Source organism: Natrinema sp. HArc-T2 (assembly GCF_041821085.1).
Taxonomy (GTDB): domain Archaea; phylum Halobacteriota; class Halobacteria; order Halobacteriales; family Natrialbaceae; genus Natrinema.
In genome coordinates this window covers 365644-378168 of record NZ_JBGUAZ010000004.1, presented here as the reverse complement: position 1 = coordinate 378168, position 12525 = coordinate 365644, and the positions used below count along the sequence as shown (strand labels likewise).

Annotated in this window: 16 protein-coding genes and 2 tRNA genes; 7 read left to right on the top strand and 11 right to left on the bottom strand. The window is 64.2% G+C overall.

The features are described 5' to 3' along the window. The first annotated feature begins 132 nt into the window (after nt 1–132). A tRNA-Cys gene (locus ACERI1_RS12695) sits at nt 133–208 on the top strand. 346 nt (nt 209–554) lie between these two features. Here the strand turns inward: ACERI1_RS12695 and ACERI1_RS12690 are convergent. The 3 genes from ACERI1_RS12690 to ACERI1_RS12680 form a co-directional block, all read right to left on the bottom strand. Next, a tRNA-Lys gene (locus ACERI1_RS12690) sits at nt 555–628 on the bottom strand. A 62-nt stretch (nt 629–690) separates the two neighbouring features. Then, a complete protein-coding gene (locus ACERI1_RS12685) occupies nt 691–1386 on the bottom strand; it encodes a hypothetical protein (protein WP_373618545.1) in 696 nt (231 codons plus the stop codon). A 54-nt stretch (nt 1387–1440) separates the two neighbouring features. Next, entirely contained in the window at nt 1441–1581 is a 141-nt protein-coding gene (locus tag ACERI1_RS12680) for a hypothetical protein (protein WP_373618544.1), read from the bottom strand. A gap of 723 nt (nt 1582–2304) precedes the next feature. On the opposite strand from ACERI1_RS12680, the gene rimI reads away from it, so the two are divergent. From rimI to ACERI1_RS12655, 5 genes are all read left to right on the top strand, one after another. After that, a complete protein-coding gene (gene rimI / locus ACERI1_RS12675; RefSeq protein WP_373618543.1) occupies nt 2305–2778 on the top strand; it encodes a ribosomal protein S18-alanine N-acetyltransferase in 474 nt (157 codons plus the stop codon). A 43-nt stretch (nt 2779–2821) separates the two neighbouring features. Then, nucleotides 2822–3229, top strand: coding sequence for a DUF5810 domain-containing protein (locus tag ACERI1_RS12670; protein ID WP_373618541.1), 408 nt, complete (start codon nt 2822–2824; stop codon nt 3227–3229). Between the two features lie 25 nt (nt 3230–3254). After that, entirely contained in the window at nt 3255–3665 is a 411-nt protein-coding gene (locus ACERI1_RS12665; RefSeq protein WP_373618540.1) for a DUF5809 family protein, read from the top strand. An 85-nt stretch (nt 3666–3750) separates the two neighbouring features. Then, complete coding sequence (locus ACERI1_RS12660; protein ID WP_373618539.1) at nt 3751–4353, top strand: NUDIX hydrolase; 603 nt, start codon at nt 3751–3753, stop codon at nt 4351–4353. 109 nt (nt 4354–4462) lie between these two features. Next, complete coding sequence (locus ACERI1_RS12655; RefSeq protein ID WP_373618537.1) at nt 4463–4837, top strand: rhodanese-like domain-containing protein; 375 nt, start codon at nt 4463–4465, stop codon at nt 4835–4837. Between the two features lie 130 nt (nt 4838–4967). Here ACERI1_RS12655 and yciH read toward each other — a convergent pair whose 3' ends face one another. The 6 genes from yciH to ACERI1_RS12625 form a co-directional block, all read right to left on the bottom strand. Next, complete coding sequence (gene yciH, locus ACERI1_RS12650; protein ID WP_006180453.1) at nt 4968–5261, bottom strand: stress response translation initiation inhibitor YciH; 294 nt, start codon at nt 5259–5261, stop codon at nt 4968–4970. A gap of 117 nt (nt 5262–5378) precedes the next feature. Continuing rightward, nucleotides 5379–7664 (bottom strand): DUF3488 and DUF4129 domain-containing transglutaminase family protein, encoded by a 2286-nt coding sequence (locus ACERI1_RS12645; RefSeq protein WP_373618536.1) that lies wholly within the window; start codon nt 7662–7664, stop codon nt 5379–5381. Beyond that, nucleotides 7661–8662 (bottom strand): DUF58 domain-containing protein, encoded by a 1002-nt coding sequence (locus tag ACERI1_RS12640; RefSeq protein ID WP_373618535.1) that lies wholly within the window; start codon nt 8660–8662, stop codon nt 7661–7663. Before ACERI1_RS12640 ends, ACERI1_RS12645 begins: the two co-directional genes overlap by 4 nt. Next, nucleotides 8659–9639 carry an AAA family ATPase gene (locus tag ACERI1_RS12635; RefSeq protein ID WP_373618534.1) on the bottom strand — a complete coding sequence of 327 codons (981 nt, stop codon included), beginning with the start codon at nt 9637–9639 and terminating at the stop codon, nt 8659–8661. Before ACERI1_RS12635 ends, ACERI1_RS12640 begins: the two co-directional genes overlap by 4 nt. 209 nt (nt 9640–9848) lie before the next feature. Continuing rightward, on the bottom strand, nt 9849–10043 hold the full coding sequence (locus ACERI1_RS12630; protein ID WP_008010533.1) for a cold-shock protein: 195 nt from the start codon (nt 10041–10043) through the stop codon (nt 9849–9851). Between the two features lie 96 nt (nt 10044–10139). After that, nucleotides 10140–10367 carry a hypothetical protein gene (locus tag ACERI1_RS12625; protein WP_373618533.1) on the bottom strand — a complete coding sequence of 76 codons (228 nt, stop codon included), beginning with the start codon at nt 10365–10367 and terminating at the stop codon, nt 10140–10142. 86 nt (nt 10368–10453) lie between these two features. Here ACERI1_RS12625 and ACERI1_RS12620 point away from each other — a divergent pair, with 86 nt between their 5' ends. Beyond that, a complete protein-coding gene (locus ACERI1_RS12620; RefSeq protein WP_373618532.1) occupies nt 10454–10648 on the top strand; it encodes a hypothetical protein in 195 nt (64 codons plus the stop codon). Nucleotides 10649–10684: 36 nt separating this feature from the next. Here ACERI1_RS12620 and ACERI1_RS12615 read toward each other — a convergent pair whose 3' ends face one another. Next, nucleotides 10685–11722: a 5,10-methylenetetrahydromethanopterin reductase gene (locus ACERI1_RS12615; protein WP_373618531.1), complete on the bottom strand. Its 1038-nt coding sequence runs from the start codon at nt 11720–11722 to the stop codon at nt 10685–10687. After that, nucleotides 11719–12492, bottom strand: coding sequence for a coenzyme F420-0:L-glutamate ligase (locus ACERI1_RS12610; RefSeq protein ID WP_373618530.1), 774 nt, complete (start codon nt 12490–12492; stop codon nt 11719–11721). Before ACERI1_RS12610 ends, ACERI1_RS12615 begins: the two co-directional genes overlap by 4 nt. Between the last annotated feature and the right edge of the window lie 33 nt (nt 12493–12525).

Here is a 12525-nt window from a genome sequence, read left to right as displayed (position 1 = left end):
CTTTAACCCTACACAGCTGCTGCTCCAGCAGTGGCTGTGTGGGGTTTTCTGCGTATATTCACGGCACAATTTCAGACACGGGCTGTTCCGTACCGCTACGCTTAAACGAACGCAGTAACAACGATAAGATGCGCCAAGGTGGCAGAGTCCGGCCGAACGCAGCGGCCTGCAGAGCCGCCCACCGCCGGTTCAAATCCGGCCCTTGGCTCTCACACGTTATCCAGAAGTCCAAGACGATTAGATCTGGGAAACTCTTCTTTTATTTCGAGGTGCTATGTGTCGCTCTTGAGAGCATCTCAACGTCCGAATGTATCCTGTGTATGAAAGCACTGATGAGTTCCCCGAAGCGATCGAATCAGTTGATATGGCCTTCCACGCGATGCATTTGTCCGCGCTCGAGCACAGCGGCGCGACAGTCGACTCGAGAGTTCGCACAACGGCCTGACGTTGAGATGGAGTTGCTCGTGTACCCGGTTGTGACTGGTTTCGTTACCGAACGCTGACGAGTGTGGTCGCATTGCTCCTCACGATCACGAAAGTGTTCGTCGCAAAAGCGGGCCGGGCGCGATTTGAACACGCGACCGTCTGGTTAAAAGCCAGACGCTCTGCCAGACTGAGCTACCGGCCCTGTAGTTCTCTCTTTTGGGGAGGACCGGTTAAACGTTTCTTTCTCGGTCGGCGCCGAGGCCGTCATTCGAAGTAGTCCTCAAGTGCGTCCGTGACGAGCTGACCTGGTTCGACGCCCTCGATAGACGCCCGTTGCCGGAGATCGCGGTACGTCGTCGGTGAGAGCGTGAGTTCGAGCTCACCGAGGACGACGTCGTGTTCGACGAGCGCCCGATCGATCGGAACGCCATCGTTGACCTTGCTGGCGATACTGCGGACATCGCGGACGGTGAGGTCGCCATCGAGGGTTGCCCACGCGAGCAACAGTCGTGCTTCGCCACCGACGCGAGCGATGTGTTTGGCAGCAGTCGGTGCGATTCGTCCGAGCGCCACCTGTTTACGGACCGATCGCGGGAGGTCGTGGACGCGGGCCCACTTGCGGATAAACGAGACAGTCGTTTCGCCACTGGCGCGTTCGGCTGCGGCTTTGTACGACCCCTCGCCACGGACGAGGGCGGCACAGGCGGCTGCACCGCGGAGCATGTAGAGGTGGTCGTCGGTGGTTTTCCCAGCGGCGAACTGGCGGACGGTTTCGGCGGCGTCGGCAAGACTGTCGGGATCGTCAGGATCGAACTGAACGGCTTCGCGGGCGCGGGTTCCGGTGACCGATTCGTCGCCCCGGATAACTGGTGCGCCGACGGGCGATTCACGATCCGTCGGAATCGATCGACCGTTCTCACCGCGGCGGTTCGAACCCTCACCGGGCCGATTGTCGGTCATAACCCTGAATAGGTAGCTCGCATCAAAAAGCTCATTGTCTAGACGAGAGAGGTGTTACTCCTCGCGCTTCTCGGCGAGGTGCTCCCAGATTTCCGTACAACCAGCGCCTTCTTCGATGTCAGCGAGATGTGCGTCATCACGTTTCGTCGATTCTTGGTCGACCGGCTTTGGGTTGCATTCGGCTGCGTCAGTCATCGACGGTGCTTCGAACCCAGCCAGCATAAGTACCGTTTCGGCTGCAAGAGATACCCGTGCTCTGTCTTATGGGTCTATTATGCCGCTATCTCCGACGATAGCGCGTCCGACGCCAGCGTTTCGAACTGGTTTTGTAAGCGAGTTTACCCGGTTCGAGAGCAGGACTCTCCTCTGTCTCAGCTCTGAGGCAAAAAGCGGATCTCTGTGACCGACTGCTCGCTCGAGCCGCGCAGACAGCCCGAAACACGGAACTGTCCGGCGTCGTGTTGTCGTTCGAGAGAGCTAGTTCGTGCTGTTTCGGTTAGCTCGGGTGTGTACACGGCCCGACTGCTGTCGTGGCATGCCGGTGAACGTCGTCGTTCGTACGCTGGAGCGCTCACGTCTTCCGCAAGCCTCGAGGACGCAGGGGACTCGCTTGCGGCCCAGTGGTGGCAATATACTCCGCTAGGTGAGGCGCTCCTTGCGGCGAATTGTGTGCCAGTGTACCACGATGATGGCGTTGTGAGGCGGTGCTAGCGACAGTTGAACCCGAATTTGAATCGGATACTGCCTGCTCAGTTCCGTCGCGACGGCTCTATGTGCTGGCGCGCGGTCGCTTGACACTGGTCGCCGCGATCCGGTCGGTCGGCTCATATCGAATACGCCGCAACCGTGAACTGCGAACCGCCAACGTCTCTGCCGCGACGCGCACGGCTTTTACTGTTCGGTGTGTTAGCCTCGCGTGTGACGACCCCCGCTCCCGAGGATGGCGAGACGGTGTCAATTAGACCTGCAGAGCGTGCGGACCTCCTCGCGGTGGTTCGAATCGAGAACGCCTCTTTCTCGCAGGCCTGGCCGTACGACGCGTTCGAGCGGTTCCTCGGCGAGCCTGGCTTTCTCGTCGCCGAAACCGACGGAAAGATCGCTGGCTACGTCGTCGCCGACGTTACACAGCAGATCGGGCGCGCACTCGGACACGTCAAAGATGTCGCCGTCCATCCAGACCACCGTCGGGCAGGCGTCGCCTCCGCGTTGCTCTCCCGGTCGCTCGGCGTGCTCGCGGCCCACGGTGCCGACACGGTCAAACTCGAGGTGCGGCGGTCGAACGACGGGGCGAAACGGCTGTACCGGGAGTTCGGCTTCGAGCCGTTGCGGCGAGTTCCAAGCTATTATGCCGACGGCGAGGATGCGATCGTAATGATTCGGAAGTTGGGATAGCGGGTTGCGGGACGTTTTAGCGTCCGGAGTCGTACGAGTACGTATGGGATACGCCTGTCCGGTCTGTGACGCCGAGGAGGCAGACGCAGTACACCTCGCGAACCACCTCGCGATCACCGCGTCGCTCGGTCGCGACGACCACCGTGCGTGGCTCGCCGAGTACGCACCTGACTGGGGCGACTGCACGCCGGAGGAACTCGGCGAGCGCATCAGCCCGCACGCGGAAGAAATCGACACGCCCGAGTTCGAGGCGGCTGGCCACGATCACGGTCACGGACACGACCCCGGTCGCCCCGACTCGCTCGAGGAGGGAATCGCACGCCAGAGCCGCCAGCCAGGCCGCGGGTCGATGACCGCCGAGACTCAGCACGTCCTCGAGGAGGCCGCTGAGCTGACCCGCGAGATGCAGACGGAACGCGAGAGCGACGCCGACGAGAACGAAAACGCGTAACTACCACTCTCCCGACGTGACTGATATGCACACTGAGGGGACGTTTACCTTCGAGTCGGGCGAGGACGCGCGAGCGACGTACGACGCCGTCGGGCCCACAGCCCAGACGGTCGTCCGTGAGGTCGCAAAGGCGATGGCGTTCGACCGCGAGGAGTACGACGAGCGCGTCACCGGTGACGTCGTCGAAACGGCTCGTGATGCGCTCTTTGCGAGCTTACTCGAGGTCCACGTCGGCAGCCGTGCCGAGTTCGAGGACTGGCGTGAAACGTACGACGGCGAAGTGACGACAGTCGGTCACGAGGCCGTCGATCACGTCGTCTGGCACGTGGGGCCGGAGGACGAAGCCATCGCGGCGACGTTCCAGAACGAGGAAGCTGCGGCAGTTGCAACGCTTCGGCGGCAGGCGTTTGGGCGTTTGTACCGAGAGCTCGTCTAGACGGCCCGTTCGGAGCACAGGGAACGGGCCGGCTCCACGCCAGTGACCGCCATCTATTATCCGCTCGCGCACGCACCTTTCGACGATGACTGTACCCGACGACTGGGAGCTACTCGAGGAGCGAACGGAGTACGAGACGGGCTGGTACGACGGCGGTTACGACCGTCTCCAACAGCCGGATGGCAGCGAGAAGCGCTATTACTGGGCCGACCTGCCGCCAGCAGTCGTCGTGGTTGCGCGGATCGACGCCAGCGTGCTCGTGGAGACGACCGGACGGGGTGTCTCTGACGACGCCGCCGATGCTGGCGAGGAAGATCGGGTTCTGTTCGTCGAACAGTATCGCCCGACGATCCGCGAAACCCATCTCGAGCTTCCGGCAGGGATCGTCGAGGACGGCGAGTCCTACACGCAGGCGGCGACGCGCGAACTCGAGGAGGAGACCGGCTTTCGCCCCACGAGTACCGCACTCCTCCAGGAGTACGCGGTCGCGACCGGTGTCTTGCGCCACGACCGTGCGATCGTCTACGCCGAGGGACTCGAGCCGGGCCAGCGAGAACTCGACAACAACGAGTTCCTCGAGGTGATGACGGTGCCGGTGAGCGAGGCCCTCGAGCGTGCCCGTGAGCAGCCGACGAACGACGCGACGTTGGAGGGGCTGTTGCTCGCGAAAGAAGACGGGTTGCTGTAGGCGCTGTCGCCTTTCTCGCTCGACCGTTCGATTACGAGCCCGGTCAATTATGGTTCGGGTGACTGCCAAACCTGTACTGACTTAGGTCCACGCGTCTAACACGCCGCTGATGGACGGCGAAATCTCCACTGACGAGGTCCACGATCTTCTCGAGGACGATGCTGACGTTCGCATCGTCGACATTCGCGACGAACAAGCCTTCGAGCACAGTCACATTCCCGACAGCGAGAACATCCCGTTTTACGAACTCACGGGCCGGGTCGACGAACTCGAGGACGCCAACCACATCGTTACCGTCTGCCCGCACGGCAAATCGAGCGTGCAGGCTGCACAGCTCATCGGCTCTTATGAGGGGACTGCCGACGCACTCGTCGAGAGCATGGCTGGTGGCCTCGAGAAGTACGGCATGAAGTTCGGTCTCGTCCGTGAGGACACGGCTGATACAGATGGCGCGGAATCGACCACGAACGAGTCACCGTTCTGATCGCTGGCGTGGCGTGATAGCAGGATTATTGAACGACAGCGTCGCGACTGCTCGAGAGCGGTAAAAAACGGAGGTAGTAGAACTGCGACGCGGTCGTGGGCTCGGAAGCCGTCTCAGAGCATCGCGGGCATTAGGCGACGTTGAAGCCGCGGTCCCGAAGGAACTCCTCGATGCGGCCGGTGTGGTTCCCCTGGAGCTCGATCTGGTCGTCCTCAACGGTGCCGCCACAGGCGAACTTCGATTTGAGATCCGACGAGAGACTGTCCAGATCGACGTCCTTCGGATCGAATCCTTCGACGATCGTTACCTCTTTCCCGTATCTGCGCTCGTCAATGCGGATGTTGAGTTGCTGTTGTCCCTTGGCCACGTCCTCGCAGACGCAGAGTTCCTCGGGCAGCCCGCACGTCGAGCAGACTTCCGACATTACGTTCGTTGCTATGAAACGGGCATATTAAACACTATCGGGACCCGCATGCTCTCGCGTGGTTCTTTTTGTGTACGCCGGAACTCTCACGGTCACTGACTGCGGAGCTGTCAGCTGTCAGCCGTCTCGACGCAGCCACCCGACTATCGGGAGTCGGGCGCGAGCGAGGTCGTCGACGATCGCGATTGCGTCGTCGGCTTCCGCCCGACTGACGCCGTTTCCGTAGGTCGCTCGTTCGTAGTAGTCGACGACGCGTTCGGTTCGCGGATCGATCGGCGTCGCGTCGGCTGTCCTCGACAGCGCGTGTAGGTATGCACGAACCGACTCCGACCGACGCCGCGGACGATACTGCCGGGCGAGCAGGCGCTCGAGGCGGGTAAAGGCGCGTTCGGCGTCCCGATCGGGGTCGTGTCGGCGACCGTGCCAGTAGAGCTCGAGGGTGTGACGGAGCCGCGTCGTCGCGTTGGTTCGACGCGCGCCTGCGGCGAGGCCGACGAGAGCCACGAACCCGAGTGCTGCCGTTTCGCGCGTGATCGTGACGAGCGGGCCGTCGTTCGTCGAGTCGCCGCCGTTCGTGCCGGTGGCGGGATTGGACGGCGTCTCGTTCGTTTCGTTGCCCTGCGTTGTCGATGTCGAGTTGTTCGAGTCGTTCGGATCGGTGGGTTCGTTGGGGTCGGGTTCCGGTTGTTCGACGGGCTCGTTACCAGTTGGGTCGGACGGCTCGTCGGAAACGGGCACGTCGTCGCTTTCTTCGGTGTCTACGCTCTCGGTGTCGGCGTCGCGGGCTTGCTCGAGCCGGTCGGTGTGAACCGCATCGCGGCTGTCGCCCGGTGTCGGATCGAACCGGACCCAGCCGTGTTCGGGGAAGTAGACCTCGACCCAGGCGTGGGCATCGAGCCCGCGGACGACGTAGGTATCGTCGTCGACCTGCTGGCCGCTCGTGTAGCCGGTAACGTAGCGGGCCGGAACCCCTTCCGCGCGGAGCATCTGAGTCATTGCCGTCGCAAAGTAGACGCAGTAGCCTGCCTCCATCTCCGTCGTGAACGCCTCGGCGACGTTGCCGTCGGGTTTGGTGACCGACAGCGAGTACTCCTTCGAGGACTCGAGGTGGCGTTCGATCGCGACTGCGGTTTCGTATGGATTCTGTGCGTCAGCCGTGATTTCGGCGGTCTGCGATCGGAACTCGCTCGAGGTGCTTTCGGGCAACTGGAGGTACCGATCGGTCACCGCGTCGGGATAGTCCGTTCCGGCAGCCCGGAGCGCTACCGGATCGGGATCGACGACTGCACTCACGACGGTGTAGCTCTCGCCCGCCGACAGCGGCGTCTCCGGCCGCGGCTGGCCGTGTCCTGAAACGGTCGTCCGTCGTGTCACGTCGCCCTCGAGGGCGATCGGTTGTGGTGCGACGGGCATGACGCCCAGTTTCGTCTCGGCGGTGATGGTCTGCTCGACCGTCTCGTCGCTGTTTGGTGGCGACGCGAGCCGCCCATCGTACCGGCTGCTTCGACCGGTTCGGACCCACCCGTCACCGGTGAATCGATCGTAGACGCCGGTCCGCCAGTACGATCGCTGGTCCGACTCGACGGTAAATCGGACCGCCGGCGAGAGCTCGACCGCTCCCGCGATCCCCGACCGCTGGGGCGCGGTATCGAGCGTTGCCTCGAGCGTGCCGGGCTCGCCCTGGGCGAGGTGGGTCGGCGCTGCCGGCTGGCCGGGGACGACTGTAACTGAAAGCGAGAGGACGATGGCCAGCGCGAACAGTGCTGCGAGCAGGTCTGCCTGCTCGATCGAGCCGCCACGGCGCTCGAGTTCGCCGGCAGCGACGGCACCGATGGCGGCGAGGGTGCCGACGACGGTGACGAGGGTGCCCGCGTCGCCGGTCAACACGAGAAAGCCGAGTGCGGCCCCGCCGGGGACGACGCCGAGTCCGTACCGGCCTCGCACGGCGAGATACCACGAGAGAAAGACGGGGGCAGGTACAAATCCCAGCGTCCAGATGCCTGCTTGTACCATCTGGAGAAGTGGCAGGCCGGTTGCGAGCGCGACGGTATCCGAGACGATCGTATCAGCCGCCGTCACGACGATGCTCGGGTCGACGCCGGCCGACGTGAGGTAGTAGGCGAATCCGACCCCTGCTGCCGCCAGTGCAAGGGCCGCTGCGGTCCACGGTCGGATCAGTCGCGCGAGCACCGTCGCCCCGACGAGCATCACTGCGACGAGTGTGATCAGCGCCCGACTGCCGCCGACGACCTGTGTAACCCCGTAGAGGACACTTACGTACGATGCTGTCAGGACTAGCAGACAGGCCAGTGCGAGCGTGCGGGCAGCCCCGTTCTCAGCGGTCTGGCCCGTCTCGAGCGAGATCGGTTGCTCGTTGGCCTGCCCGGATGTGTCTGTGCTCATACCGTCACCTCCCGGTGGTCGCCACTGGTGACCTCATCGAAGGGGAGTTTGCTGTCATCGGTGACGATCGTCGTTCCGTGTGCGTCGGTCCGAACCAGCACGTCGGCGGCCTGTCGCGTCCGTTCGTCGAGGTCGCCGGCACCGACGACGGCGAGCAGGCCGAGGAGCGACCGGTGGTGTTCCCGTCCCGCTCCCGGTGGTTCTCTCCCGTTGGGAACGACGAGCCCGACTGACGCCCCCTGCTCGAGGAGGGCAGTCACGACGGTCGCGGCGGCGGCTGCCAGTTCGTCGTCACAGCCGGCGAAACAGCCGGCGGCGACGGTGACGGCACCGGCTCCCTCGCCGTCGTCGTACTCCCTGACGAGCAACTCGCCGTCGGGGTGTTTGGCCGCGCTCTTCCAGTGAACGTCGCGCAGCGGATCTCCGCGACGGTACTCACGGAGGTGGTCGAACGCCTCGCGTTCGTGGCGATCGGTGACGCCGGCCAGCGCCTGCAGGTCGTCGACCGCACCCCGACCGAGCTCGTGGAGCTGCGGATAGACGAGCACGGGCGTGCGGTCCGTGTACGCGAAACGGCGTTCGACGAGCCCGGCAACGTCGCTGACGACGATCTCGAGCGGGCCGACTCGATGGCTGCCTCGGTGTGCGAGTTCGATGTCGTAGGTGACCGTCTGTTCGTCCTCGAGTGTGATCGCGGCAACGGGTGCTGTAGCCGTCGAGAGACCGTCGCCGACGGTGTCGCGGACGGTCGCGGCGAGCGGGCTGTCGGTCTCGATCGTGACTGTGACTGTCCGGTGCTCACCGACGAACCCCTCGGCGACGGGCTGGCGGGTGACGCGTGGTCGATCTGTACGGCTGACCGTGACGAGGCCGGCAAGCAAGACGACGACCAGCGGGACGACGACCGCGTTCAGCGCTCGAGGACCGTATTGCCAGCTCAGTGCAACGGCTCCGCCCGCGGCGGCGACGACGGTCCAGCCACGGCGTGTGAGTCTCATTCGACGGGAACGCGCTCGAGGGCGTCGTCGACGACCGTGTCCCCGTCACGATCGCGATCGGTCGTCTTGATCCGATGGCTCATCACCACGGGTGCCTCGATCTGAACGTCGTCGGGGAGGACGTACTCCCGACCGTTCGCGGCGGCACGTGCCTGTGCCGCACGCAACAGCGAGATCGACCCGCGAGGGCTGACACCGATGTGTGCGTGCTCGCGGGTGTACGCGGCGAGTCGCGTCACGTACTCCCTGACTGGCTCTGCGACTTGCACCGTCGAGACGGTCTTTCGGGCAGCGATGAGCGTCTCGCGGTCGGTCACCGGCTCGAGCGCCTCGATGGGATGGTCGCCGACGGTCCGACCGAGCAGGTCGGCTTCCTCGTCGGGATCGGGGTAGCCAAGCTGGAGTTTCTTCATGAAGCGATCGACCTCGGCAAAGGGCAGGTCGTAGGTCCGGTTCGGCTCGACAGCGTTCTGCGTCGCGATCACGGTAAACGGCGTCGGTAGCGCACGCGTCTGGCCGTCAGTGGTGACCTGTTGTTCTTCCATCGCCTCGAGCAACGCGGCCTGGGTCTTGGGTGGCGCGCGGTTGATCTCGTCACCGAGGACGATGTTGCCGAAGACGGGGCCGGGCTGGAACTCGAACTCACGGGTTTGCTGGTTGAAAACGTTGACGCCGGTGACGTCGGTCGGCAGGAGATCGGGCGTAAACTGGATGCGGCTGAACGAACAGTCGACCGACGTGGCGATTGACCGCGCGAGCATGGTCTTACCGACGCCGGGAACGTCATCGAGTAGGACGTGGCCACGGCCCAGCAAGGCGATGACGACGTGTTCGATGACGTCCTCGTGGCCGACGATGACGCGTGAGACGTTCGCTTCGATGTCGGCACAGAGCCGTTCGACTGTCGCGGTCTCGAGGTGATCGTCCTCGGCGGTCGGCTCGGTACCTGCATCTACTGGTGGATTGGTATCAGTCATATGCTGGAAGCTCTCGACGAGGACCCGGTCATTACTACGGCATCCACCGCTCCGGAACATATGTTTTGTGCCACGTGAATGATACCTGTCGGAGAATGCGTTACCGTCGATACCTGCCGATCGACCGGCAGCGTCTCACGGATCTGCTCGCTCGAGCGCTGCTGCTATGCGTGTAGCAATCAGAAAACGATACCTCCTATCGGACCGGCCTAGAGCCGCTCGACGTTCGTCGCGCGTGGCCCCTTCTCGGCCTCCTCGATGTCGAACTCCAGCTCCTGACCCTCTTCTAAGTCAGGACCGCCGATGTCCTCCATGTGGAAGAACACGTCCTCGTCCGCGTCGTCAGTCTCGATGAATCCGTAGCCGCCAGTGTCGTTGAAGAATGCGACCGTACCTTTCGCCATTGCAGGTGAATAAAGCCCCGACGAAGACATAAAACTTCGGGAGCGCACTCGCAAGGCCGCCTCGAGACGGGCTGTATTGCCAGTCTCACCCCTCTCCTACCACGTTTTGCAGTCGGGACAGACGAATTCGCCGTCGCCACGCCAGACGCGGTCGGTCGACTGCTCACAGCGGTTGCACGTATATGTTCCCCAGGCGTACGTCGGCTGGATGGTCGTCTTCGGCACTGGAGCCGTTTCCGATGACGAACCATCGTCGTCAGTACTCGAGCCGGACGCTGATTCGTCGGTGGCCGTAAACTCGGAGAGCGTCGCGTCGTCGGTCACGCGTCGGGATAGATTCGCTGTCGGTATAATCGCTCCGTCGGCGCGGGACCGGCACGGCCAAGTACCATCGATAACAACCCCCGAATATGGTCACCATTACACCGATGAACATTGTCGTGGAAAACATCAGTGATATGATTAGACTCTTCAGCGACGTGGCGATGGGCGATGGCCTTGCGCCTCTGCTCGTCCTCGTCGGCGGACTCATCGTCGCGTTCTCGATGGCCGTCTTCGGCCTGCTGACCCTCGGTGCCGTCGGCGACCTCTTTACCGCGAGCTAAGATCGATCCCGACGCTACGTTTTGGCAGTTGTTTCGTCACTGCGTCGCACGAGCGAGCGCCTCGCTCGCCCGTTCGACCGCGTCTTCGAGGTCCGGCCCTAGCGGCGAGCCCACGACGATCCCGTCGACGTGCTCGAGCGCAGCCGCGAACCGGTCGGCGACCGTTTCCGTCGTCCCCGCGATACAGAAGGCGTCGATCATCGCCGGGGTGACGTGGCCGAACGCCTCGGTCAGCTCCCCTTGCTCGAGTGCCTCGCTCACGGCAGTGGCCGCCTCGCGGTCGATCTCGTGGCGCTCGAGGACCGGCTCCGCGGCCCCGCCGACGATGAATGCGACGGGCGGGCGGGCCGCCTCGCGTGCCTCGTCCTCGCTGCCGGCGACGCTGACGCTCGCGAACGCGAGCGCTTCGAACTCGCCGTAGTCATCGGGCCGATCGGCAAGCCCTTGCTCGAGTTGGCCAGCGGCCCACTCGAGGTCTTTCGGATGCGAGGCGTTGACAAGCGCGCCGTCGGCGTGTTTGGCGCTCATCCGGAGCATGTGCGGCCCCTGTGCCCCGACGTAGGTCGGAATCTGCCCGGATGGGGGCTCGAAATTCAACGAGGCGTCGGTCGCGCTGAAGGTTCCGTCGTGGGTAATCGTCTCGCCGGCCCAGAGGTCGCGCGCGCGATCAAACGTCTCGAGGACGCGCCGGAGCGGTCGGTCGCGGTCGATGCCCAGATTCGACAGTGAGGAGCGGTCGCCGGCACCGACGCCGAAGACCGCGCGACCGTCACTGACCTCGTCGATCGTCGCCACCTGTGCCGCGAGTTTCACGGGGTGGGTCTCGTAGGGGTTGACTACGCCCGGCCCGAGTCGGATCTCCTCGGTGGCGTCGGCCATCCGCGAACACACCACGAACGGGTCGCGGTTGAAGTAGTGGCTGCTGGCGAACGCGATGTCGAACCCTTCGGTTTCGGCCAGTGCCGCGAGGTCGGCGATCCGCTCGGGTGGGTGTTCTGGCGTGAGTTCGATGGCCCACGTCGGGTCGTCGTTCGCGGTCGGTACGTCGTCGCTCGAGTCAGTGGTGTCTGTCATGTGTCGTCAAAGCTCCATTCTCGCAGCGCCTGGCGGACGAAATCGTCCTCGACGGCGCGAAACAGTTCGTCGCTGCCTGCGTGATCGCCAAAGTTCCAGTTGCGGACGACCACGGCGGGCGTCCCGCCGGCCCCCTCGCCAGTGACGAGGTTCGCAGCGGCCGCGAGTTCGTCGACCACGGACTGGACGGTGACGCCGAGTTCGTGACCGTCGCGATCCTGCTCGCCGCGCCAGTCGCGGCTTGCGGGCATACCGGCCCAGCCGATCGCGACGCCCTGCTGGCCGTGGCGAAACGACCGCCCGCAGGTGTCCGTGACGATCACCGCGACGTCCTCGATACCCTGCTGTGCGAGCCCCGTACGGATCCGTTCGGCGCTCTCGCTCGGTCGCTTCGGCAGCAACAGCAGGTCGTGGTCGGGCACGTTCGAGCGATCGATCCCTGCGTTCGGCGCGATGTGGCCAAAGCGGGTTTCGGCCAGCAGGAACGGGCAGTCTATCAGCAGTTCCGTACTCTCCTCGAGCACCGCCTGTGCGAACCGCGGATCTTTCTCCTCGCCGGCCACGGCCTCGATGCGGTCGGCGATCTCCTGGGCGCGGCCGCTGACGAGGTAGTCCGCGAGATCGGCCGTCCGGCCCTCGGCCTTCGAGACGATCGTGCTCGCGACGGTGAGTACGTCGCCGGGCTCGAGGGCGGCCCGCTCCGCGACGAGCGCGGCGATGTCGTCGCCGGGGCGGATCTCGGGCAGGTCCGCCACGCCGTTGAGCTTCATACCGAAGCGTAGGGCAGCGCCGTCAAAAGCGCA

Bases quoted from the DNA above. Each gene is read 5' to 3' on its own strand.
- ACERI1_RS12685 (WP_373618545.1), bottom strand. From the start codon at position 1,386: ATGACCGACAATCGGCCCGGTGAGGGTTCGAACCGCCGCGGTGAGAAC.
- ACERI1_RS12680 (WP_373618544.1), bottom strand. From the start codon at position 1,581: ATGACTGACGCAGCCGAATGCAACCCAAAGCCGGTCGACCAAGAATCG.
- ACERI1_RS12670 (WP_373618541.1), top strand. From the start codon at position 2,822: ATGGGATACGCCTGTCCGGTCTGTGACGCCGAGGAGGCAGACGCAGTA.
- ACERI1_RS12665 (WP_373618540.1), top strand. From the start codon at position 3,255: ATGCACACTGAGGGGACGTTTACCTTCGAGTCGGGCGAGGACGCGCGA.
- ACERI1_RS12660 (WP_373618539.1), top strand. From the start codon at position 3,751: ATGACTGTACCCGACGACTGGGAGCTACTCGAGGAGCGAACGGAGTAC.
- ACERI1_RS12655 (WP_373618537.1), top strand. From the start codon at position 4,463: ATGGACGGCGAAATCTCCACTGACGAGGTCCACGATCTTCTCGAGGAC.
- yciH (WP_006180453.1), bottom strand. From the start codon at position 5,261: ATGTCGGAAGTCTGCTCGACGTGCGGGCTGCCCGAGGAACTCTGCGTC.
- ACERI1_RS12645 (WP_373618536.1), bottom strand. From the start codon at position 7,664: ATGAGCACAGACACATCCGGGCAGGCCAACGAGCAACCGATCTCGCTC.
- ACERI1_RS12640 (WP_373618535.1), bottom strand. From the start codon at position 8,662: ATGAGACTCACACGCCGTGGCTGGACCGTCGTCGCCGCCGCGGGCGGA.
- ACERI1_RS12635 (WP_373618534.1), bottom strand. From the start codon at position 9,639: ATGACTGATACCAATCCACCAGTAGATGCAGGTACCGAGCCGACCGCC.
- ACERI1_RS12630 (WP_008010533.1), bottom strand. From the start codon at position 10,043: ATGGCGAAAGGTACGGTCGCATTCTTCAACGACACTGGCGGCTACGGA.
- ACERI1_RS12620 (WP_373618532.1), top strand. From the start codon at position 10,454: ATGGTCACCATTACACCGATGAACATTGTCGTGGAAAACATCAGTGAT.
- ACERI1_RS12615 (WP_373618531.1), bottom strand. From the start codon at position 11,722: ATGACAGACACCACTGACTCGAGCGACGACGTACCGACCGCGAACGAC.
- ACERI1_RS12610 (WP_373618530.1), bottom strand. From the start codon at position 12,492: ATGAAGCTCAACGGCGTGGCGGACCTGCCCGAGATCCGCCCCGGCGAC.